Source organism: Opitutaceae bacterium, from assembly GCA_041395105.1.
In the GTDB taxonomy this organism is placed as follows: Bacteria; Verrucomicrobiota; Verrucomicrobiia; order Opitutales; family Opitutaceae; genus B12-G4.
The window spans coordinates 1,698,315-1,720,293 of sequence record JAWLBB010000001.1 but is presented as its reverse complement, the minus strand read 5'-3'; the positions used below and the strand labels follow the sequence as shown (position 1 = coordinate 1,720,293).

The 21,979-nt window shown below is 62.0% G+C and carries 19 protein-coding genes and 1 tRNA gene; 4 read left to right on the top strand and 16 right to left on the bottom strand.

What is annotated here, in order from left to right; genetic code table 11:
* From R3F07_06785 to R3F07_06730, 12 genes are all read right to left on the bottom strand, one after another.
* Positions 1-1,642 (bottom strand): glycosyl hydrolase 115 family protein (locus tag R3F07_06785; protein ID MEZ5276065.1); only part of this gene is annotated, 1,642 nt, incomplete at its 3' end.
* Entirely contained in the window at positions 1,639-3,864 is a 2,226-nt protein-coding gene (locus R3F07_06780; protein MEZ5276064.1) for a hypothetical protein, read from the bottom strand. The genes R3F07_06785 and R3F07_06780, both read right to left, overlap by 4 nt.
* Before the next feature lie 897 nt (positions 3,865-4,761).
* The gene (locus R3F07_06775) at positions 4,762-5,931 is read right to left on the bottom strand and encodes a hypothetical protein (protein MEZ5276063.1); all 1,170 of its coding nucleotides are present in this window, start codon (positions 5,929-5,931) and stop codon (positions 4,762-4,764) included.
* A 111-nt stretch (positions 5,932-6,042) separates the two neighbouring features.
* Positions 6,043-6,963: a DMT family transporter gene (locus R3F07_06770; GenBank protein ID MEZ5276062.1), complete on the bottom strand. Its 921-nt coding sequence runs from the start codon at positions 6,961-6,963 to the stop codon at positions 6,043-6,045.
* Positions 6,960-7,370, bottom strand: a complete 411-nt coding sequence (locus tag R3F07_06765) for a type II toxin-antitoxin system VapC family toxin (protein MEZ5276061.1) — start codon at positions 7,368-7,370, stop codon at positions 6,960-6,962. Before R3F07_06765 ends, R3F07_06770 begins: the two co-directional genes overlap by 4 nt.
* Positions 7,367-7,594 (bottom strand): AbrB/MazE/SpoVT family DNA-binding domain-containing protein, encoded by a 228-nt coding sequence (locus R3F07_06760; GenBank protein ID MEZ5276060.1) that lies wholly within the window; start codon positions 7,592-7,594, stop codon positions 7,367-7,369. Before R3F07_06760 ends, R3F07_06765 begins: the two co-directional genes overlap by 4 nt.
* 95 nt (positions 7,595-7,689) lie before the next feature.
* Positions 7,690-8,643 (bottom strand): D-2-hydroxyacid dehydrogenase, encoded by a 954-nt coding sequence (locus R3F07_06755; protein MEZ5276059.1) that lies wholly within the window; start codon positions 8,641-8,643, stop codon positions 7,690-7,692.
* A 27-nt stretch (positions 8,644-8,670) separates the two neighbouring features.
* On the bottom strand, positions 8,671-9,396 hold the full coding sequence (locus R3F07_06750; GenBank protein MEZ5276058.1) for an energy transducer TonB: 726 nt from the start codon (positions 9,394-9,396) through the stop codon (positions 8,671-8,673).
* Positions 9,397-9,579: 183 nt separating this feature from the next.
* A tRNA-Gly gene (locus tag R3F07_06745) sits at positions 9,580-9,655 on the bottom strand.
* A gap of 337 nt (positions 9,656-9,992) precedes the next feature.
* A complete protein-coding gene (locus tag R3F07_06740; protein MEZ5276057.1) occupies positions 9,993-11,363 on the bottom strand; it encodes a sigma-54 dependent transcriptional regulator in 1,371 nt (456 codons plus the stop codon).
* Positions 11,364-11,429: 66 nt separating this feature from the next.
* Positions 11,430-12,611: an ATP-binding protein gene (locus R3F07_06735; protein ID MEZ5276056.1), complete on the bottom strand. Its 1,182-nt coding sequence runs from the start codon at positions 12,609-12,611 to the stop codon at positions 11,430-11,432.
* 142 nt (positions 12,612-12,753) lie between these two features.
* Positions 12,754-14,403, bottom strand: a complete 1,650-nt coding sequence (locus R3F07_06730; protein MEZ5276055.1) for an ASKHA domain-containing protein — start codon at positions 14,401-14,403, stop codon at positions 12,754-12,756.
* A gap of 165 nt (positions 14,404-14,568) precedes the next feature.
* Between R3F07_06730 and R3F07_06725 the strand changes: the two genes are divergently transcribed.
* Both R3F07_06725 and R3F07_06720 read left to right on the top strand, forming a co-directional pair.
* Positions 14,569-15,204 carry a corrinoid protein gene (locus R3F07_06725; GenBank protein MEZ5276054.1) on the top strand — a complete coding sequence of 212 codons (636 nt, stop codon included), beginning with the start codon at positions 14,569-14,571 and terminating at the stop codon, positions 15,202-15,204.
* Positions 15,205-15,232: 28 nt separating this feature from the next.
* Entirely contained in the window at positions 15,233-17,269 is a 2,037-nt protein-coding gene (locus R3F07_06720) for a uroporphyrinogen decarboxylase family protein (protein ID MEZ5276053.1), read from the top strand.
* A gap of 1,540 nt (positions 17,270-18,809) precedes the next feature.
* Here the strand turns inward: R3F07_06720 and R3F07_06715 are convergent.
* Positions 18,810-18,938 carry a hypothetical protein gene (locus R3F07_06715; protein MEZ5276052.1) on the bottom strand — a complete coding sequence of 43 codons (129 nt, stop codon included), beginning with the start codon at positions 18,936-18,938 and terminating at the stop codon, positions 18,810-18,812.
* Here R3F07_06715 and R3F07_06710 point away from each other — a divergent pair.
* Both R3F07_06710 and R3F07_06705 read left to right on the top strand, forming a co-directional pair.
* Positions 18,937-19,695 (top strand): hypothetical protein, encoded by a 759-nt coding sequence (locus tag R3F07_06710; GenBank protein MEZ5276051.1) that lies wholly within the window; start codon positions 18,937-18,939, stop codon positions 19,693-19,695. The two genes, R3F07_06715 and R3F07_06710, sit on opposite strands and share 2 nt — an antisense overlap.
* A gap of 32 nt (positions 19,696-19,727) precedes the next feature.
* Complete coding sequence (locus tag R3F07_06705) at positions 19,728-19,913, top strand: hypothetical protein (protein ID MEZ5276050.1); 186 nt, start codon at positions 19,728-19,730, stop codon at positions 19,911-19,913.
* A 112-nt stretch (positions 19,914-20,025) separates the two neighbouring features.
* Here R3F07_06705 and R3F07_06700 read toward each other — a convergent pair whose 3' ends face one another.
* From R3F07_06700 to R3F07_06690, 3 genes are all read right to left on the bottom strand, one after another.
* Positions 20,026-21,057, bottom strand: a complete 1,032-nt coding sequence (locus R3F07_06700; GenBank protein ID MEZ5276049.1) for a Gfo/Idh/MocA family oxidoreductase — start codon at positions 21,055-21,057, stop codon at positions 20,026-20,028.
* A 199-nt stretch (positions 21,058-21,256) separates the two neighbouring features.
* Positions 21,257-21,637, bottom strand: a complete 381-nt coding sequence (locus tag R3F07_06695) for a hypothetical protein (GenBank protein MEZ5276048.1) — start codon at positions 21,635-21,637, stop codon at positions 21,257-21,259.
* The gene (locus R3F07_06690; protein MEZ5276047.1) at positions 21,634-21,915 is read right to left on the bottom strand and encodes an AbrB/MazE/SpoVT family DNA-binding domain-containing protein; all 282 of its coding nucleotides are present in this window, start codon (positions 21,913-21,915) and stop codon (positions 21,634-21,636) included. Before R3F07_06690 ends, R3F07_06695 begins: the two co-directional genes overlap by 4 nt.
* Positions 21,916-21,979 lie beyond the last annotated feature (64 nt).

Here is a 21,979-nt window from a genome sequence, read left to right as displayed (position 1 = left end):
CCCGCCACTCCCCGATGACTCCCTCCGCCTCGTTGTAGTGAATCGGGCTGAAGGTCTCCGGCGTGAGCAGTTCAGGGGTGCGCTGTCGGTTGAGCTTGCTGTAGCCGTTGATGAGAGAAGCGATTTCAGCCGCGAATTCCTCCCCGAACTCACGGGTCGCCCAGGTCTTTGAGTATTCTTCGAGCCGCTCATAGGGCCAGCGTTCGGGATTCCAGGCATAGGTCAGGAAGAATTCGATGGGGAACTCCATCGGCTTCAGGTCACCCACGTTCACGATCCAGATCCGGTCCGCTCCGTATTCCCGGGCCAGGTGCATCTGCTCCCACACCTTGGTGATCGGGGTGACATTCATCCACTTGTAGTTCCTTGGCCCCCCTACGTAGTCAAAATGGTAGTACACTCCGGCGCCTCCGGTCCGCTCCCTTTCATCCGGGGCGGGGAGACGTCGGATATTGCCCCAGTTGTCATCCGCCCAGAGCAGGGTCACATCATCGGGAACCCTCATCCCCTTTTCGTAATAGCCCTGAACCTCCTTGTAGAGGGCCCACACCTGAGGGATCTCCGGCAGGGGCCGGTCCAGCACCTCGGAGAGGATTTCCCGCTGGTCCGCCACCACCTTCTCAAGCAGGGCGATGTTGGTGTCCTCGGACATCGCTTCGTCCCCGTCTCCCCGCATGCCGAGGGTGACGATCTTGTCGGCGGATTTCACCCGCTCGACCCCTCCCCGCCAGAACTGTTTCAGTTTCTCCGCGTTGCGGGAATAATCCCAGGGTCCGTCGCCATAGCGCCCCCATTCGTCGTGGGCCCGCATCATCGGTTCATGATGAGAGGTACCGATGACGATTCCGTAATCATCCGCCAGCCGGGCATTCTCAGGATCATCGTCGATGAAGGCGCGGGGTCTCCACATGGCCGGCCAGAGGTAATTGCCGCGCAGTCGCAGGATGAGTTCGAAGACGTGCCCGTACATCCGGTGATTGAACCCGCCGAATTTCTCAGCCGCCCATCCGGACAGGGCAGGCGCTTCGTCATTGATGAAGATGCCCCGGTAGCGGATCGCCGGGGCATCCGTTATCCGCGTTCCTTCCGGCACATAGAGCGCCTCGCTTTCCCTGGCCGGAACATCCGCCCACCAGTACCAGGGCGACACTCCGATCTGCTCGGAGAGCTCATAGATCCCATAGATCGTGCCCCGCCGGTCACTGCCGGCAATCACCAGCGCGCGTTCCACCCCGGGCCAGGGGCTGGCCACGGACTGGATCAGGTAACCCTCCCATCGACCAGCCGTTTCGCCGACGTCGATCTTTCCTTCCCGGATCAATTCGTCGATCAGCCGGCTCCGGCCGATCGTGCCTATCACGACAAGCTCCCGTCCAATTGCTTCAGTCGACTCCCGGAGTGCAGGCAACTGACCGGTCACCCGTTCAAAATCATCGCGCAGATCCCGGGCCGCCCGGAGCACACCCGGCCAGTCGTCGCCGTCGACAAGCAACTCCGCGGGCCGGCCCGCCTCCACCAGTGCCAGGGCCCCCGGGGTCCTTCGCGATTCGACAAAAGGGGTATCACTCAGGGCCGTCAGCGAACGTGGCGCCCAGATGAACAGCGTGAAGACGAGGAGCGGAAGGCAAAGACGATTTCTCATTTTTCAATTCTCCGATCGATAACAGGCGGAAACCCGCCATAGACAATGCCACGGCCCGCCGTGCTCATGTAGACACGACCGAATACGTTGTTGTCCCCGATGACAAAGGAACCATTGCCGGGTCCGCCGAACTGGTGGGCGTCATCATTGATCCTCAACCAGGTCTGCCCCCGGTCCGTGGACCGATGGACGCCAGGTTGCCCCTCCACCTGCCCCCAGATGAACACGGTCGGATAGGTTTCTCCCGGGGCGGCCAGGCCCACCCCCACGGATTCGCAGGTCTCGACCGCCGACAACGTCGTGAACGTTCCACCGGAATCCGTTGTCCGGGATAGGCCGGACGGACCCAGTGGCAACCAGAGGTGACCTTCGAAACCGGGCACGGTTGCCATCCGCGCTCCCCCTCCAGAGGCGAGGCGGCGGGCCACGACAAAGCTGGCCCCGCCGTTTTCGCTCCGGAAAAATTCGCCTGTTTTCGGGTCGTAAACATAAAAGAGCCTCGGATTGACCGGGTCGGCCGTCGGCCGGGCGTTTTCCAGATCGAGACCCGAAACCGCGTTCCATTGGTTCCCCCCGTCAATCGACCGAAACGTCCGGCGGGACTCCGCAGACCCATCGTATTCGGGACTGTGCAGGAAAACACTCCCGTCGGCGTTGACCGCCACCCGCCCCCTCGTTCCGTTTATGGCGCCGGCCGCGGTCCAGGACCATCCCCCGTCCCGGCTGACATAAATGAGTTTGCCGCAGCGGAGGATGATCGACGGATCCCCCCCGGCGTAGGCCAGGCCGGTCGTCGTCCCCATCCGGGGCCGGTGAATCGGAGCATAAGTCTCCGGGTCGGTGTGGACGAATCCATCGTAATCGCCGATCGCCGAGAGAACCGGCCCCCCGGGAAGGCTGATGAGATCGAGAGGCACCGTCTCCTCGAGGCCGCGGAATTCGGCCGTCCAAACCACCGTTTCCGCCTCGATGTCGGATGTCATGTAGATCCCGTTTCCGGAGACCACGGAAACCCGCTTCGGGTCAAACGGATCAAACTCGATGCTGCCGGCCCAATGAATCGACTGGTCCCGGTTCTTCAGCCAGGCAACCCCGTTCGGGTCGAGCTCAAATCCCCGGGCAACCACATCGGTCCAGCTCTCCCCTCCGTCCCGGGTCACCAGGAAACGATCACCGGCCTGATCCCTCCCCTGCGGCAACCAGGTGTTGATGGTCGAGGCGATCAGGTGACCGGGATCGCCCGGATCAACCGAGATGCCTCCAAAGGCATTGGTGAACCCCGCCGGCGTCACCTCCGTCCAAGACCCCTCCCGCGTATCGTATTTCCAGATACCCCCCGTGTCCATCGGCTCATTCAGCTCCGGCAGCCAATGCGGGTGTGGACCGGCGCCGTTCGCATAGGTCAGGTAGAGATTGCCGTCTCCCGCCAGCACCGCCCGTTGGGGCATGAGCTCGGCCCCCGGCCCGCCGGGAACAACCTGGAAACTCTCGCCGCCATCGTCACTGCGGTAGAGATTGTCGCCGTATCGGGAGACGCCGACAAAGAGGGTCTGACTGACGCCACCGGATAGGCTCCGCGGGTCGACCACCACCAGGCAGACCCCGTTTCCGTTGGGAGTCCCGGCCACATCGAGGGCATCGAGCCGGACCCAGGTCCGGCCGGCGTCCTCACTCCGGAAAAGCCCGGCATTCCGGGAACCCGCGTAGAGGATCTCGCCGTTGTTGGGGTCAACCTGAAGACGTTCGCCGTTCTGGCGACCCACTCCGTTGCCGTGAACACGGAATTGATCGCCGACCTCGATCACGTCAAAAGTCCGCCCCTGGTCGGACGAGCGAAGAATCGCCGTGCGCCCTTCGCTGAAGTATTCGATGCCGACGAGCAGGTAGAGACGCGATGGATCGCTCTCGTCGATGGCCAGGGACTCCACCCCGAGGAAGCCGCGATCCTCCTCCGGCAACCAGTCAAGAAGAGGAATCCACTTTTCTCCGGCCGCATCCCGGCGATAGGCCCCGCCCACGTCGGTTCGACAATACAGAAGATCCCTCTCGGTCCGGCTCGGGATGAGGCCGGTCACAAAACCCGCACCACCGATCTTCAGATTGCTCCACTGATAGACATCCGCCGGGGAGGCCGGAACGGCTCCCAGGAGCAGGACCAGGGCCGCCCCCCGACACGCCCTCAGGGCGGTTCCTGGCCAAAAGGTCTCATTCATCATCATCATCGCTTTATATCCCGACAGAATTCACCGCAGATTCGCTCCATCACACCCGGAGTCCGCCACTTGGTCAATCCGGGACGGCTGTCGACTCGAACGCGGGCGGCCTGGAGCAACAGCGGCCCGGCCGGATCCCCGACTGCGGCGGCCTGCAAAACCATACGTAGTATACTGGATTGGCACTCAGTTGAGGGGGTTGATCGTCGGGTTCACCATGGACTGTCAGAGCGGCGCGCCCAGCGGTCACGCCCTACCTGATGTGACCGATCTGGCGTTAGGGCGTGACCGCCGGGCGCGCCATCGACCCGTCCCGGCCCATCTCGATGGTGTCGGGAAGCACAGCCGCGGCCCGGGATGTTCCGCTCAACGTTCGCCAACCAAAACCAAACGTAGTATACAAGAATGGCGCTTAGTTGAGGGGGTTGATCGTTGTCTTGTCTCGGACAATCGTTGCGGCTGGCCGGGGACGTCCAGCCCTACCATGCGTGCTCCGTTTTCAGTTGGTAGGGCGAGGGCCTCCGGACCCGCCGTCGAAGAGCATACAGAGCTTTGTTGGCTCATTGCGCCTCGGCGCCAACCAAAAACAAACGTAGTATACTACGTTTTGTTTTTCACCTAAAAATCCTACGGTCTATGCTACGGTTTGTTTTCGGACGACTTCGGTTGAGTCCGATACCTGTCGACTCTTGTAGCCGCCCCAGTCCCTTGGGGCGATCCACCGATAGTGCACGGCAAGAGACTGCCGTGCCTACAGTCCGATTGACTCACAGGAATCAATACCTGAGCCCTCATGGCCGTAGGTTCGGATCTTTTACCCCTCACCGCCCATTGAACTCCCCGACCGCATCCACCATCGCGACGATGTTCTCGACCGGCGTCAGGGCCTGGACGTTGTGGATTGCGTCAAAGACAAATCCGCCGTGGACCGAGAAGATCTCGCAGCGTCGCAGGACCTCTTCCCTGACCTCGGCCGGAGTCCCGAACGGGAGCGTCTTCTGGGTATCCACGCCCCCACCCCAGAAAACGATGCGGTCGCCGTGTTTCCCCTTCAGCTCCTCCGGATCCATGCCAACCGCAGAGCATTGAACCGGGTTCACGATATCGAAGCCGCATTCGATGAAATGCGGGATGAGGAGGCGACCGCTCCGCAGGAAATAGCGAAGGTCTTCCGTTGGTGTTGGTGTGAACCCACTCATTGATCGCCCGGTAATAGGGCGCGTAGAGCGAGTCGAAAGTGGTGGTCGAACAGAAGGTCGAGGCCTGGGTCCCGAAATCCGTTCCACAAACGAAGAGAACGTCGATCACCTCGCCGACCGCTTCGTGGACACGCTGCAGGTTTTCAAGCGCGATCACCAGCTGCCGTGAGAAGACCTCATGAAGATAATCCTGCCGGACGGCGGTGGAGATGTACCACTCCTCAATATCCCGGATGCCCCTGGGTTTCTTGAGGAAGGGGGCCGGCACCAGGGCGATGTCCCCGAAGGCGGTTCCGCCAACCCCACCAACCACCGCCCGGTGGGTTGACGCCAGCCGCCCGGCCTGGTCTCGGTAATGCTGGAGATCCGCTTCCGAGAGCGGCTTGAACTCCTCCAGGTTGTCCTCGGGATCAAGGGCATCCTCATCAATGGGATCCTGTCGTATGATGGTGTCGAAGAAATAGCCGCCGGCCGGCATGTGTCCGCTCGGCTCCGCTTCGAGGTCGCCTTCCGGATAGAGGAGCAGGCCGCCGTCGGTTGCTCCGGTCGTCCGGAAATGCTCCGAAACCAGCACCTCCTGACCCCAGGGCGCCCGGAAGGTCTTCCAGTTCTCGTTGCGGAAACCGAAAATGGTCTTGGGCGCAGGCAGGGCCGCCGTATCCACCCCCAACACATCGGCCAGGTCCTCTTCGATTTCCCCCAGCATCTGGTAGGGTTCCCAGACCTTTACCGGATGCTCCTCCAGACCATAGTGGCTCCTCAATCCCGCCACGCAGGACACATGCATCCCGGTCACGGCGGTGCTTCCAAAATCGATCGGGACCCGATCCGGCGCCCGGTGATTCAAAGTCGATCGGACTCTCTCTTTGCTTGTCATGGTGGACTGTTTCGGCCCCGTGGGGAACTGTGGAAAACTCCGATGCTGAGACTGTAAAACCCGTCTCACCATGCAAGAAGATCCCGTCACACCGGCCGGTCGATTGAGAGATCAGGAACGCCCCCGACCTGACGAGACCGGGCGGCATGGCTGCTTCGGGTGCGATCGACTGATCACCGCAAGGAAGGAAGCCAAAAGAACCAATCCGCAACCGGCCCACTGAAGAAGGGTCAGCGACTCACCGAATCCGATCACGCCGACCAACAGGCTGAAGATGGGGATGAGCATCATGAGCGCCCCACCCTTCGCCACCGGAATCATCGACAGTCCCTGGGTCATGAAGAGCTGGCCGATGATATCCAGGGCGCTCATTGCCACCAGCATCAACCAGACGCCCGAACCCTGCGGCATCGACGACAGCAGGGCCGGCACGGCCAGAAGCACACTTCCCCAAAGGCCCTGTCCATAGAAAGTGACCTGGTTGGAGTCGGTCCGTCGAAGCAGCCGGACCAGGGCAAGGGTTGTCCCGGAAAAAACGGCGGCGATCAGCCCCGCCCATTCACCTCCGCGCGGCCAGCCAGCCTCCGCACTGAGCAGGACCCCGGCCACACTGACAACGACCGCCACCCAGACCAGAGGACGCGGATGCTCGCGGAGCAGGACCATGCCGGCCAGGGTGCCGAAGACTCCCATCAGATAAAAGAGCACGGTGCCGCGACCCAACCCCACCGTGGAAACCGCGAGAAAGAAGACGAGCAGGCCGACGCTTCCCAAAATCCCCCGGGCGATGAAAACCGGCTTGTTGTGGACCCGCAGGGACCAGGCCCCGGTGGCCGCCGGGATCGCCATGACGGCCAACCCGAGCAGGTAACGCACCCAGCCGATCCAGAAGACGTTGACCGCGTGCTCGACCGTCAGTTCCCGCACGAGCACCCCCATCGCGCAGAATGAGGCTGCACAGGCCACCATCCAGGCCCAGCCGGGGATTGCATGGAGGCCCGCCCGCCCGCCACAATCGTGATCGGATCTCACGTGCGGCGGGTCGGCTCCACCACCAGCAGGTCGGTGAAATAGTCCCGGTAGTAGCCACGATCCCGGGCGACCAGCCGATCCGCATGTTCGCCCGCGTGGGACCCGATCAGAAAATCGGGAAGCACCCGTTTCGCCTTGCCGCCTCGTTCGAGATAGGCCCGGTACATCTCCCCGGCCCTCTCGGCGCTGCTCCGACTGGAAGGAACAAAGACGATCCGCCAGTCGTTCATGAACTCAACGAGGTCGCCCGGTGCGAAAGCCGGCATGATCTCCGCCAGAACACACTCATTGATGAGAAGATTTCCGAGGGATAGCGACTCCCTCAGGACAGCTTCCGAAGCATCGGCCCAACGCGGATCACCAATCACCACATCCAGGATGACACTGGAATCCAAGGCGGTCCTCATCGACCATCCCGGGTCCTCGACAGGTAGCGGTCAACCGACAGACCCTTGGGAAGCCGTCCCTTGCCGCGCCACTTCGCAATGGGATTTTCACCAACCACCTTGCGTGCGACCAGACGCCCGTCCTCCTCGCTGAAATCCAGTATTGACCCAGGACTCAGACCCAGACCATCGCGCAGCTTTTTCGGGATGGTGACCTGCCCTTTCTCTGAAACCGTGGAATTCATACCTTCATAGTAGGAATTCCTACAATATATGTCAATCTCGATTGGTCGACCCGGATCCTGTCGGTCAGGGCATGATTCGCCGGCCAGGTTCGGCCTCAATTCACGACGTTGATCGGCGCTCCCGCGATGAAGGCCGCAACATTCTCCGCCGTGATCTTCGTCAACCGCCTCCGGGCCTCCAATGCCGCCCACGCGATATGGGGAGTGAGGGTCAGGTTGGGTGCATGGAGCAAAGGGTTGCCCGCTTCAATCGGTTCGTTGGTGACCACATCGAGAGCCGCCCCGGCCAGGGCGCCGGCCGTCAATGCCGCGGCCAGATCCGCATCCCTGACCAGAGGCCCTCGCGACGTATTGACCAGAAAGGCGTTCCTCTTCATCCGCCCCAACAACGCGGCATTGACCATGCCCGTGTTTTCGGGGGTCAGGTTGCAGTGCAGGGTGACGATATCCGCCTCGGCGAAGAGATCCGGAGTCTCCCGCCATTCGAAATCATAATCCGGGGGATTCCCGTGCCACGGATCACTTGCGAGCACCTTCATCCTGAAGGCCGCCGCCAGCTCGCCGACCCGGCGTCCGATGCGGCCAAATCCCACGATACCGATCGTCTTCCCGGCCAACTCGGCCAACGGCGTCAACCAATGCGTCCACTCGCCCGAAGCGGTCCAATTACCCCGTTTGACCCATTCGCTGTGCACCTGGGGCTGACGGAGGAAATTCAGGAGCAGAGCAAACACGTATTCCGCGACCGCGTCGGTTCCGTAGATGGGCACATTTGAGACCGGAATCCCCCGGGCCCGGGCCGCCGCGACATCCACCACGTTGTAGCCGGTGGCCAGAACCCCGATGAACTTCAAATCCGGCAACCGGGCCAGTGTCCCGGCCGATAACGGTGTCTTGTTCGTCAGCAGGATGTCGGCGCCGCCGGCACGGTCGGGCAACTGCTCCGGGGACGTTTGATCGTGACAGACGAAATCGCCCAAGGCAGCAATTTCATCCCACGGATTATCGCCGGGATTCAGGGTGGCACCATCAAGGACAACGATCTTCATGCAATTTCGGGGGTCGTGAGGCGACAGTCATGGACGCTCGCCACTGGTCAATCGGTAGCCGACGACCTTGATCCGTCGGCTGACGATGGCGAGGACCGGCTCGCCATCGACCGTCGGAACGGTGAAACGCCACTGACTCACGGCCGCCATCGCCGGGATGATCAGCTCGGGAGAAGGCGCAATCTCGACGTGGGGCAGGCAGACCTCTCCCTTCTCGTTGATGAAGAAAACCACGGTGACCCGATCATCAGCCGGGTCGATCACATAGCCTTCCGGGGCCTGGGGTATCTCAAAGTAGGTCAGTTGCGGCTTTTCATCGAGTTCGTCCTCGTTGCGGGGAAAATAGACCAGGCGATTCCGTCCACCTCCGAAATCAAACTTGGCATCGACCGCCTCGGTCACGTTGGTCCAGATCGCCTGTTTGGGATAGAACCTCCACGCGACAAAAAACCGCGAAGGTACGGCCACGCCGTCAACGATGGCCGGTCGGAACGACCAGTGCCGGGCCGAGTCGATCAGCGATCGAGCAAACGCCTCGTGCGAATATTCGATGGCCAGCAAGTTGCCGGGAGCACCGGCCGAGTCCACCAGAAGCCCCACCCGCGCGTACCCGGTTGAAATGCCGATATTGGCGGCTTCACCCGGATAAATGGGTTCGGATCGCGCCGTCAGGGCCGCCGGCTCAAAGCCCTTGATTTGGACACTCTCCGGAGCAAGGTCAATCGGTTCGCCCTGCAGGATGGGTGGCGCCAACAGGCACCCCACCAACCAGAGGATCGTCAATCGACCGCAACTTTCCCGGGCGCCAAGGCAAAACACACCTTGAGAGTAGGGCTCGCGGGCAAAACTTCAATCCCCATCGGGATTCAAGCTCAGGCGGTTCGACCTGAGGACAGAAAAGCCGGGCGCCCGAGGGACGCCCGGCTTGCCGGAAAATGGAGCGGGCGAAGAGATTCGAACTCTCGACAGCCACCTTGGCAAGGTGGTGCTCTACCAACTGAGCTACGCCCGCAATAAAGAGTCGTGAACTATCGACAGTCGATTTTCACGAGTCAACCCCATTTGAGCGAAGAAATGCCGCCTTGGAAGGGGAGGTTCAGGCCTCGTTAACCGTCGGATCGAGGCGTAAAGCCTCTCCTACAGGTCGAGCACCTGTCAGATCGAGGCGTAAAGCCTCTCCTACAGGTCGAGCCACCCGTTGGATCAAGGCGTAAAGCCTCTCCTACAGGTCGAGCCACCCGTCGGATCGAGGCGTAGAGCCGCCCTACGTCCTCTGCCCTCTATCCAAGCACTGCGAGCCGTTCTCTGTCCCGACCTTTGACTTTCGACCTTCGGCGGCCTTCATCAGCTCACCGGTCGGCCACATCCAGTTCCGGCCACTGGGTGAGTTTGCGGTGAAGGGTTCGCCGGCTGATGCCCATCAGCTGGGCCGCCTTCGTCCGATTCCCCCGGGCCTCGACCAGGGCCTCGCGGAGAAGCCGCTTCTCATTCTGCTCCACCGAAAGCGGGTTTCCAGCCGCGACACCCGGCGCAGGCGCCGCCGTGAGGGCCACGCCCCGGAACTTCGGATCGAGATCAAAATCCCGGATCCGCCCGCCACGGTTCAGGACCACCGCGTTTTCCGCGAAATTCCTCAACTCGCGGATATTGCCCGGCCAGGGATAGGTCTGCAGAACCCGCATCGCCCCGGCCTCGATGACCGGGGGCTCCACGCCGTTCTCACGTGCGAATTCCCTCAGGAAATGATCGAGCAAGACCGGGATATCATCCTGCCGATCACGCAGCGGCGGCATCAGGATCTGGACCACGTTGAGCCGGAAGTAGAGATCCTCCCGGAAGGTCCCCTCCTCCACCATCTTCGCCAGATTGCGGTTCGTCGCCGCGATCAGCCGGATATCCACCTTGATCATCTTCGAGCTTCCGATCCGCTCAAAGGTCTTCTGCTCCAGAAAACGGAGCAGCTTGACCTGGGTGCTCAGGCTGATTTCACCGATTTCATCCAGGAAGAGCGTGCCTCCGTCCGCACTCTCAAACCGCCCGATCCGCCGCTCCGAGGCACCGGTGAAGGCACCCTTTTCGTGGCCGAAGAGCTCGCTCTCAAGCAGGGTGGCCGGCAGCGCCGCACAGTGGACGGCCATGAACGGATTCTTGGACCGCGGACTGAGCTGGTGAATCCCCTGGGCAATCATCTCCTTGCCCGTGCCCGTCTCGCCCTCGATCAGGATGGTGGCCTTCGAGGGAGCGACCAGTTTCACCCGGTCAAGCATCTCGATCAACGGCTGCGAATGACCGACGATGCCTTCGAGATTGAATCGCTCATCAAGCCGCTGATGAAGCTCCTTGTTCTCCATTTCCAGGGTCTTTGACTTGAGCGCCCGCTGGATGAGGATCTCCAGTTTCTCGAGATTGACCGGTTTGGTCAAAAAGTCCGTCGCCCCCCGCTTCATCGCCTCGACCGCCGTCTCCACATTCCCATAAGCCGTCATCATGATCACGACCGGGGTGACCGGCAAAGAAAGCGCCTTGTCCACCACCTTGAGTCCGGACTTTCCCGGCATCCTCAAGTCGGTGATGACCACATTGAAGACCTCGGAATCCAGCAGATTGAACGCTTCCTCCGCATCCTGAGCCAGATAGATATCGTAATCATCCTCGAGGGCCTGCTGGAGCCCTTCTCGGGTATGCTTCTCATCATCAACGATTAATATCGAGGCGAACATGATACCCAAACACTTCAAAAGGAACTCGGCGGCGTCAATGGGAAAAAATGTCCCACCGGCATCAACCTATTCCCGCAACAGACGAACCCGCCGATCCGTGAACGGAAACTGAAGCGTCACCAGGGTTCCCTGCCCTTCGCGGCTCTCAATCCCGATCTGACCCCCATGATCGCGCATGATGCGCTGGACAATCATGAGCCCCAGTCCACTGCCGCCACTCTTCGTCGTATGAAACGGCTGAAAAACCTGGGAAAGATCCTCTTCGGCGATTCCCTTCCCGGTGTCTCCAACCTGGAAATAAACCCAGTCGTCGTCGGTCCAGGATCGGATCCGGATGACCCCGCCGCTCTGCATCGCCTCCATCGCGTTCTTGATCAGGTTGAAGAAGACCTGCTTGATCTGATTGGCATCGGCCGAGACCACCGGGGGCTCCTGCCCGGTCGTCACCTCGAGGGTCAGTCCCCGGTCCTCCAACTCGCCTTTCTGGAAGGCCAGGACCGTGTCGAGGATCTCGAACAGGTTGACCGGCTGCAGATCGGGAGGGCGCGGCCGGATTGCTTCGAGGAAATTGCGGATGATTCCGTCGAGCCGGCTGACCTCGTCCTGGCAGATGCGGATCGACTCGTTCATCTTGCTCGCCTGCGGGGTCGCTTCCATCCGCTTCAACTGCCGCTCGATCAACTGCAGGTGAATGGTCAGCGAGTTCAACGGATTGCCCAGTTCATGGGCCACCCCCGCCGCCAGCAGAATGATGGAAGAGATCCTTTCGCCCTCGATCTGCTCGCGGGTCGACAGTTTCTCCTGGGTGATGTCCGACAGGATGACGACAAAACGCTCCAGGGTGGCCGGCTCGGCCGCGCTCTCCCGGAAGGGCACCATATAGAGCCGGACAAACCTGGGTTCGGGATAATTGAGCTCGATCTCCCGCGTGATGGCCGAACGGCGCCCGATCGCTTCATCCGACTTCAGATCCAGCGACTGCCGCAGGCCCGGAACCAGTCTCCAGAGCGTGGCCGACCCGACCTCCGTCTCCTTCAACCCGATCATCCGGCGGGCGGAGTGGTTGGAGTACTCGATGACCCCGTGTTCGTCGACCACCAGGATGCCTTCCCTGACCGTGTTGAAGACGGCCTCGAGCAACCCCCTTTCCCGGGCCAGCCGCTGAACCAGGTTGGTCAGGTTGACCGTATCCAGATTGTCCAGACGCCCGAGGACGCGGTCGAGGGAGCTCTGCTTCTTCGCGCTCATCGTTCAACCAGGGCGGGGCACGCCCCCACGACTTGGTGTGGCAACCCCGCCCTGCCGGCGTTGCCGAAGACGCCGTCCACACGCCGGCGCAGCGAGGTGGCTGGATCCGGACTCCCCTTCCGGGATTTCTGTTCAAACCGTTTCACGGCAGGGAAAGGGCATCGACATAGTTGTCCTCGAAATCGGGCTCCAGGTTGAGCTCGACGATCTCGACCGTCCGACGATTGCGATCCATCTCCACCAGGGAAGTGCGATCGATCAGGGCGAGGTAGGCCCCGGCCAGGGAGGTGTTGCCGACCGCCTCGATCCGGTCCGGGTCGAACCCCGGAAGCAGCCCGCAATCGACCGCATTGCGGGCGGAGAGATGCCGTCCGAAACCGCCGGCCAGATCCACCCGGTCGACGTCCTCCGGCTTGAGTCCTTCACGGGCGAGCAGGGAGACGATCCCGGCCGCAATGGCGGCCTTGGCCTGAAGAAGCGACGAGACATCCACCTCGGAAACGACAACCTCGATACTGCCCCTCCGGTCAATCACCATCCTGCGGCCGAACTCGCCATGGCCGAAACGCTCCGGATATCCATTTATCCAGGACGCCTCGAAGCGGCCCGAGGTCGTGAGCAGGCCGGCCCGGCGGCCTTCCGCCAGGAAGTCGATGTAACCTGTTCCGCAGATGCCGGTGGCCAGCTTGTGATCCTCGGCGCCGATCCGGTCAAAGGCCACCAGGGGTTCGGTCCTTCCGATCCGGATTCCGGAGATGGCCCCGCGGGACGCCCGCACCCCCGAGCTCAGGCCGGATCCCTCAAAGGCCGGTCCGGCCGCGGTCGCACAGGCATAGAGTCGATCCCCCCGGCGCAGGACAATCTCCCCATTCGTTCCGACATCCACCAGCAGGACGGTCTGATCCGCATACGCCATCCCGGTCGCAAATACTCCGGCGGCGAGATCCGCGCCGACATAAGCCGAATAGCCGGGCAACAGGTGAACGGGAAGATCCGAAAGACCGGGCTCGGCCCACCCCAACTCGCGCCCCGAGATGCGCTGCTCCTCGATGAAGGTCGGGGTGAAAGGGGCCACTCCCATCGAGGTCGGATCAACCCCGGTCAGAAGATGGAGCATGGTGGTGTTTCCCGCGACCGCCACGCAGGCCAGCCGATCCAGGCCTGCGCCGGCCCGTTCCATTGCGAGATGAACCAGCGGCAGCAGCGTCTCCACGGCAATCGCTTGTTGCATCCCGGCAAGATGAATTGGCTGGCCGTAGCAGTACTGGATCCGGGTCAGCACATTGTCGCCGTGCTTCATCTGCTGGTTGAACCCGCTGGCCCGCGAGAGGATCTCGCCGCTTTCCAGATGGGTGAGCAGGACGGCCACCGTGGTTGTCCCGATATCGATGGCCAGCCCAAGATCCTTCGCGCCCACCGGCTCGACCAACGGCGCCCGACCCACCGGCACCCGGATGACAAAGTCGTCCACCACCTGGGGAGCGTGGGCGAGAAGAGACCGTTCCGGGATCTCCAGACGCACCACTCCCCTGTTCCCCTCCAGTTGCACCTCGCAGGCCTTGATCTCGCGGGGACCGGCGGAGGCGTCGAGACGCGTCCGTCCCCGATCGACGAGGGCTTCTCCTTCCAGCAGTCGGACCGTGCACCCACGACAGAGTCCCCGCTGATTGCAGCGGGTGTTCAGCGGGTGTCCGCGACGGGCCAGGAAATCCGCCAGGGTGCCGCGCAGATCGGACGGCTCGGAAACAAGCTCTTCGCGCGATCCGTCCGGCAGTGACAGGTCGATCGTCATGTCAGCCGATAACCCGCCGCACCGGCGTCCGGCCGTCTCGCCCGGGATGCGGGCGCGAACGCATTCGCAGTCGAAAAGTCCATGGGGTCACACAATCAAACGAATAGGAAATCTGAATATGAAAGAAGCTTGAGTCAGCAATTCCGATGGATCAAGTTGCTTCCAATGAGCGAGCTTCTTGCAAATCTCACCGCAACAATCAAGGCCGGTCGCCGCAAAGAGGCAGTTGAGACGACGAAAGCAGCCCTTGATGCCAACACCTCCCCCTCCGAGGTTCTCAACGCCCTGGTCACGGGGATGGACGACGTCGGAAGGCGCTTTAAGGCGAACGAAATCTTCGTTCCCGAGGTCCTGATCGCGGCCCGCGCCATGAAGGAGAGCATGGCCCTGCTTGAGCCCAAGCTGGTGGCCGCCGGCATCCGGCCGGAATACACGGCGGTGGTCGGCACGGTTCAGGGCGACCTGCACGACATCGGCAAGAACCTCGTCTCCATGATGTGGAAAGGGGCGAATTTCAACGTCATCGATCTCGGCACCAATGTTCCCCCGGAGAAATTCGTCGACGCCGCCCGGGAAAACAAGGCACAGATCGTCGGTCTTTCCGGTCTTCTCACCACTACCATGCCCGCCATGAAGCGGACGGTGGAGGATCTTCGCACAGCCGCCCTGCCTGGCGTCAGGATTGTCATCGGCGGTGCGCCCATCACCCAGGAATTCGCCGATGAGATCGGTGCCGATGGGTACGCGCCCGATGCCGCCAGTGCCGTCGACCTGGTGCGCACGCTCCTGAAAACCGCCTGATCGGGACCATCCCCCGATCAACCGATCGATGGGCAGGGATCTGCTTCTCCGCGCCCTCCGGGGCGAGGTCACCGAACGGCCGGCATGGGTCCCCTTCGTGGGTGTCCACGGGGCGGCCCTCATCGGCAGGAATGCCACTGACTACCTGCGCGATCCGGCGGCCATTGCGGACGGCTTGTCACGGGCGGTCGAGCGCTACCGCCCGGACGGGCTTCCCGTGGTCTTTGACCTCCAGGTCGAAGCCGAGATCCTCGGCTGCGAATTGCACTGGGCGGAAACGGGCCCGCCGTCGGTCCTCACCCATCCTCTGGAAAACGGGGGGACACTCGCCGATCTGCCGGACTTTGACACCTCCAGGGGCCGCTACCCTCTGATCCGGGAGGCCATCTCCCGTTTTCGAGCCGGCAATGGCGCGGATGTCGCTCTCTACGGACTGATCACCGGCCCGTTCACCCTGGCGCTCCACCTCAAGGGCAACGACATCTTCCTCGACATGTACGACGACGAGGAGGGTATCCAGGACCTCCTCAACTACTCTTCCACAGTGGCCGCCAGGGCCGCCGCCTTCTACCTCGAGAACGGTGTCGAGGTCATCGCGGTGGTCGATCCGATGACCAGCCAGATCTCGCCCGAGCACTTCGAGCAGTTTGTCGCCCCTTACCTGAATCCGGTCTTCGATCTGGTCCGGGAACGCGGTGCCCTTTCCTCCCTCTTTGTCTGCGGCGATGCCACCCGGAATTTGGAGGTGATGTGCCGGACCCACTGTGACAATCTCTCCATCGACGAGAACATCTCCCTGCCCCGCCTGCGCGAATTGGCCACCGCAGCCGGCAAATCATTCGGTGGGAATCTGAAACTCACCACGGTCCTGCTTCTCGGTAATGAGGACGACGCCCGGCGCGATGCCCTTCGCTGCCTCGCCGAGGGAGGCGAAAAGGGATTCATCCTGGCTCCCGGCTGCGACCTGCCCTTTGCCGTGCCCCCGGCCAACCTCGAAGCGGTCGCCGACATGGTCTTCGACGACTTCAAGCGCGAAATCGCCAGCCACCAATCCGCCGCCACCACGACCGACAGCTTCGAGGATGTCTTGATCCCAGATTACGGCTCCGAGGACGACGTCATCATCGACGTGGTCACCCTGGACTCCGGCACCTGCCCGCCCTGCCAATACATGGTGACGGCGGCGCAGAAAGCGGCGGCGAAGAGCCACGACGTCCGGGTGGTTGAGCACAAGATCACCAATCGTGATGGACTCGGCTACATGACCCGACTGGGGTCGCCGCTATCCCGACCATCTGTATCGACGGCAAACCCACCTTCGCTTCTATCATACCCACCCTGCCCGACCTCGTCGCCGCAGTGGAAAAGAGGCGCTCCGAGAAGACCCGGGGCTGAGCCGCCGACTGATTGGATCGCCAGGTCAGGGCCGCAGCCGGGACCGAAGATTCAGTTCGTCGCGTCCTTGACCGCGTCCCGGCTTCCTCGGCCCTCTCCGACCGCCTTGGCAGCGTCGCGGCCTCCTCCCTCTCCGGCCTCCTTGGCTGCTTCTGACATGGATTCGCCGGCGTCTTCGAGATGGTCGCCCGCATCCTTCTTGCTTTCGCAGCTCAGCAGGAAAATGAACAGACCGGCGGTAAGGGTGGAGAGGAGAAGTCTGTGCTTTTTCATGGTATCCGGTTCTTTTGGGAGGCAGCTGCGCGACGCCAGGTGGCTTAAACCGCTCGACCCCTCTGAGACAATTCTTCCGGCTACGCACAGACGGGGCAAGACCAAACCTTCAGGACCCCATTCGTGCGCAGGGCGACGGCATCACCGGACGCATCCCCGGCCGACTCCCGGCAACAGGAAGACAATGCCCAGGATCAGTACCTTGCCGCAGCGCCCAGGCGTCGCCGGAAGACCGGCCCGGCGGCCAGACCCGCAAGGGCATCCGCCAGCGACACCGTCATCGCCGCACCCCGAAAAGCGGCCAATCGCCTGTCCGACCGATGGAATCATCCTCCTTTCCTGCAAACCCGGAATCGCCACCGGCCCCGATGTCGACCGGTTGACCGCGAATCCGTGACCATTAACCCCACTCGTCGGATCCATAATCCCGCCTGATAGTGATCCCGCGGCTTTAACTCTAGTCGGTGGATGTGCCTTCGTTCCTCGCCGGTCCGGTAATGGTGGAACATCCGTCAGTGGATTGAGCGGAGAAGTTCAGCGGGCGATGCAGGCCAACCTTCCATTTGAGGGTGAGGCTCAGGGTCTCGGTTCGGAAGGGTTCTCGAGACAGACCGCCGCCCATGAAACCGCGACCAGGTGACTCTCCGGATCTCATTCGAAGCCAGAGATGCGAAAAAGGATTGTTCTAAATGTCGGGTTGTTCCTGACTTGGCGGAACCGGCCTGACACCAATGGGCTTTTGATGTCGGGTGGACAAGGCGTCCGCGTGTGCTTGGCGGCGTCGACACCGGGGCGTCACGTCCTCAAACGCAGAAGAAGCCTATCTTCTGGTGCGGTGACCGGCGGCTCTGGGGTATCATGGGACTCGACTGGGGTTATCCCAGACCGGTCGGGATCGAAAACCATCTGATGGTGACAAGGGCCTGCTGGATACACCCGCTTGTCTTAATCAAGGCCGGAGAATACTGGATGGTGGAGTCCTCTGGTGACTCCCATGACCTTCACCTACAGCACGTTCCCGTTCAGTTTTCTTCCGGCCAAGGCATTATTCGATCTCAAGGCACAACGAGAGGTGGTCAAACTGGGCTATATGATCGGGGCCAGCGTGGGCAACCTGCCGATTCGGATACGGGCTCCTGCTTTATTACCACACCTGAGGTGCCTCAAGGTGTTCTTCATCCTGAGTGAGATCACCCTACGACTTTGCGCGCAAAACGGCCTTCGCCGAGGACGATGGTCCCCACGGGATTCAAGTCGCTTGTCTCCGAACAGTCGCTCGGCCCGGGCAGCGGCGGCGGTTCCGTATCGTATCCAGCTGGTGACCCGCTACGGCAAGACCGTCGAAATGCGAATTCTCCCATCGATCTCCGGACCGTCGGTCCCGGCCGCTCTCGGATCAGAACTATTGCTTCTTCGGAGATGTCCCCATCCTGCGCTGCCTGGACGCGACCCAGGCGCCCATGAACAGTGGACTCCATGTGGTGGTGACTGTTGTGGTGGGTTCCAACGACCTGGCAAGATCATCCCTTTCAATCATGGGCGTTGACCCACCGACACAATCCACTACCTTCACCGCGGCGGGCAACGGGCTTTCACATTCAGAATCTGGTTCGGCAACGACGGATACATGACCCGTTGCGGCGGCGGATCACGATCAACCTGGAGCTGGCTCCGGATGATTTCGTCTTTCAGAACCTCACCACGGTCACGGACTCGACTACTACCGGAAGACGATGGGAAGAGCGATTCCCTCGGCTGTCCGTTTTCGGAGTCCTCCAGCCTCCCCGAGCACGACGGTCGCGCCCGGTTCCTCGGCGACCTTTTCAGTCCGGACAGCTGGGGCGGCCGGGAGACGTTTGAGTGGAAGCACGGCAACAAGGTCGTCGGCGGAAACGGGCCCACCCTTTTTCTCGAACGTCCAGGCGACCGACGCCGGTCTACTCTGTGACGTTTCCCTCGATGGCGGCCGTCTCCAGACCGTCATCCTCGGCGTGAAGGAGCCGCCCTACACGGAAAAGCTGATGAACATCTCCACCCGCGGCCAGATCTCCCGGTCCCAAGATCATGATCGCCGGATTCGTCGACGGCAGCGGCCAGAAGGATGTGCTGATCGGGGTGTCGGCCCGACCGGGGCAGTGGGTTTCGGGGATATGCACCGATCGATGCTGGCCCTGTTCGCAGCTCAACCCACCACTTCCATCGCCGAACGACGACTGGGTTTCGCTGCCGGGGGATATCCGTCCCCATTGCCAGCGGGTCGGAGCCTTTGCCTTCCTGGACGGGAGTTACGATGCGGCGCTCTTCCTGCCCCTCGAGCCGGGTCCCTACACCGCCAAGGTGTCCGGCCTGGACGGCACCGGGGTTGGGCTGGTCGAACTCTATGACGCCGATCCAGATCCACTGACCTCGACCTGCAATCTGTCCAACATCTCGACCCGCGGAGAAGTCGGCACCAAGGCCCAGGTCCTCATCGCCGGGTTCGTGATCGAAGGCGACGTGCCCAAGCAGGTTCTGGTGCGGGGCATTGGCCCGAGGCTGGCCGATTTCCTGGTGGCGGATACCCTGGCCGATCCCTTCCTTCAGCTTCTCAAGGAAGCCTCGCCCGAAGCCCTTTGGGTCGCCTCCAACGACAACTGGTCGGACAACCCCAATGCAGCCGACATCGTGACCCTCGGTGCCTCGGTCGGTGCCTTTGATCTGGTGGCTGGCAGCAGGGATGCGGTGATCCTTACCTGGCTGGAGCCGGGTAACTACACCGCGAAGGTCTCGGGAGTCGGCGAGACCACCGGGGTCGCCCTGGTCGAAGTCTACGAGGTGCGCTAGCGTCGGGTCCGGCAAGGACGGCGATGCATCAAATGCAACAGGGACCACTCGCCGATTACATGCCCTACACCAGCCAGACCGAGGGCGTCCTCCGTGGACTCGCCGCCCTCGAGCCCGAAACCCTGGCCGTCATGCACGGCTCATCGTATATCGGCAAGAGTGGGAAGCTGCTCACGGACCTGGCTGGAGTTATCAAGGAAAGCTTTGACGGCGCCTGAAGTCGGTCAGACGGCGTCCGTCCATTGACGGTTCGAGAATCATCAGGGTCCGGGCTGACTCTTCAGGGCTTCCGCCTGAGCAGGCGGGGACCTCCTGCCCCCACCACCCACCCTAGCGATAAGTGGCCTTGAGCGAGCGACCGAGGCGCGCGCTTCGGTTCGCCAGGTCGAGGATATGGATCGGCCGCCGCGCCCACTCGGCCGTGATCACCAGTTTCTCCCGGCCGGTCAGGTGGTCGGCCAGGTTCTGATAGAAGCGCCAGCCCTCATCGGCCTGGTTGCTCGTGGTGGTCGTCAGAGTGTCACCGTCGCGGCGGATGCATTCGTTGCCCGGGCCGTCGATGAGGTAATTGCCTTCCGTCCCCACCAGTTCGACCCACCCGCGCTTTGGGTTGGAATCTAGGGCGGAGACCAGGAGTGTCAGGACGACCCCGTTGCGGAAGCGCACCACGGCAAAGCCCTCATCCTCGTTGGCATCGGCACCCCAGCGCGTCTGCGGCCCCCAATACCCGCGCTTGGCAAAGCCCGAGACCTCCACGATCTCCGAGCGTATCAGCTGGAGGCTGTATTCGAGAAGATGGACACCCCAATCGTAGAGGATTCCCCCCGAAATCGACTTGCTGGAGCGCCACCAGTCCGCCGGCATCCTCCGGCTCCCCATGTGAGCCTCGACCCGCACGATGTCACCGATGCGACGCGCGTCCACCACGTCCTCGACCGCCTGCCGGATTCGCCCGTCCCAATGCCGGTTGTGATAGGTGGAAACCACCACACGGTTCTTCTTCGCAGCCGCGATCAACGCGTCACACTCCGCCGTGGTGATCGCCATCGGCTTTTCGCAAACCACGTGCCGCCCGGCCCGTAGCGCCTGCAACCCGAGACGGGCATGGGTGTTGTGCGGGGTGATAAGCGTGATGAGGTTGACGTCCGACCTGCGCAAGAGGGTGGCCAGATTTCGGTAAGTCTCGATCCCGGGAAAATCCTCCCCTGCCACGGCCAGGCGCGCGGGATCGATCTCCGCCACGGCCACCGGCGTCATCCCCGCCCGTTTCATCTCGTTGAGGTGGGCGCGGCCCATGTTGAAGGCCCCGCCGTAACCGACCACGCCGACCGTGATTGAACCCGCATCCGGAAAACGTTTCATAAGAGCGAGGACCTACCACGGCAAACAAGGCGGCATCAAGCACGGAACCCGGATCGTGCGTCGAGTGAAACAGAAAGGGCGAACCTCCCGAATCACCCGTAGGAGAGGGTTTAGCCCTCGATACCACGTCGGGTCAGCCCGGGGTCGATGCGCAACGCTTATCCTGTTACGGGTCGACCATTCATCCTTTCGACCCAGCCTACGGAATTTCCTTCCGGAGTGGCTTGTCGAAGGTCTTCAGTTCAAGGCCTTCTTCCTTGGCCGCAATGGAAATCAGGCAGTCGGCGAATTCGGCCGTTCCCCGTCGGTACTTCGCAAGGGCAGACCGAAGACGGATCGGGTCATCGAAGCTGAAAGCGGAGTCCCCGGCGATTTCGTTCAGCACATGCCACAGGGCCTCATGGTCGAATGCATAGACGGCCTGCAAAACCCACGCAGTTTCCAGGAGCACGAGATCAAAGATGCGAATGGACCGCTCCGCGGCTGTCTCCGTCTCAATGGTGGACGACACGACGCGGCACTGGGCGGGATCGTCCTGGACAATATGCCTGACCAGGTAGTTGGTGTCGAAAGCGATCACTCAATTCCGGGCTTCAGATGTCCGAACTTCCCTGCCATGGCCCGCCGGATGCCAGCGTCCATTTCTTCGCTGGTCGGTGCGCGTTTCCCCGCCTTGACGAAGGGTCGTCCACACCCTGCGGAAGAGCCGGGTTTCCGTTTCTTGCGGACTGAAATCCGATTCGAGTTCTCCAGAACGAATTCCAGTCGATCCCCGCTCCGGATGGAAAGCTGGGTGCGGAGTTGCTTTGGCAGGGTCACCTGTCCCTTGGAGGTGACCTTTGACTGAAGCGTCTTCATTCCTTACCATTCGCATGAATTCGTAGAAGCTCAAGACGAAGGGGATCCCCCGTCCCCACATCCA

Excerpts from the sequence above, each read along its gene's own strand:
- R3F07_06765 (MEZ5276061.1), bottom strand. The coding sequence starts at position 7,370 with ATGAGGACCGCCTTGGATTCCAGTGTCATCCTGGATGTGGTGATTGGT.
- R3F07_06705 (MEZ5276050.1), top strand. The coding sequence starts at position 19,728 with ATGCAACAGGGACCACTCGCCGATTACATGCCCTACACCAGCCAGACC.
- R3F07_06780 (MEZ5276064.1), bottom strand. The coding sequence starts at position 3,864 with ATGATGATGATGAATGAGACCTTTTGGCCAGGAACCGCCCTGAGGGCG.
- R3F07_06735 (MEZ5276056.1), bottom strand. The coding sequence starts at position 12,611 with ATGAGCGCGAAGAAGCAGAGCTCCCTCGACCGCGTCCTCGGGCGTCTG.
- R3F07_06725 (MEZ5276054.1), top strand. The coding sequence starts at position 14,569 with ATGAGCGAGCTTCTTGCAAATCTCACCGCAACAATCAAGGCCGGTCGC.
- R3F07_06700 (MEZ5276049.1), bottom strand. The coding sequence starts at position 21,057 with ATGAAACGTTTTCCGGATGCGGGTTCAATCACGGTCGGCGTGGTCGGT.
- R3F07_06690 (MEZ5276047.1), bottom strand. The coding sequence starts at position 21,915 with ATGAAGACGCTTCAGTCAAAGGTCACCTCCAAGGGACAGGTGACCCTG.
- R3F07_06720 (MEZ5276053.1), top strand. The coding sequence starts at position 15,233 with ATGGGCAGGGATCTGCTTCTCCGCGCCCTCCGGGGCGAGGTCACCGAA.
- R3F07_06730 (MEZ5276055.1), bottom strand. The coding sequence starts at position 14,403 with ATGACGATCGACCTGTCACTGCCGGACGGATCGCGCGAAGAGCTTGTT.
- R3F07_06775 (MEZ5276063.1), bottom strand. The coding sequence starts at position 5,931 with ATGACAAGCAAAGAGAGAGTCCGATCGACTTTGAATCACCGGGCGCCG.
- R3F07_06755 (MEZ5276059.1), bottom strand. The coding sequence starts at position 8,643 with ATGAAGATCGTTGTCCTTGATGGTGCCACCCTGAATCCCGGCGATAAT.
- R3F07_06740 (MEZ5276057.1), bottom strand. The coding sequence starts at position 11,363 with ATGTTCGCCTCGATATTAATCGTTGATGATGAGAAGCATACCCGAGAA.
- R3F07_06710 (MEZ5276051.1), top strand. The coding sequence starts at position 18,937 with ATGATCGCCGGATTCGTCGACGGCAGCGGCCAGAAGGATGTGCTGATC.
- R3F07_06715 (MEZ5276052.1), bottom strand. The coding sequence starts at position 18,938 with ATGATCTTGGGACCGGGAGATCTGGCCGCGGGTGGAGATGTTCATCAG.
- R3F07_06760 (MEZ5276060.1), bottom strand. The coding sequence starts at position 7,594 with ATGAATTCCACGGTTTCAGAGAAAGGGCAGGTCACCATCCCGAAAAAG.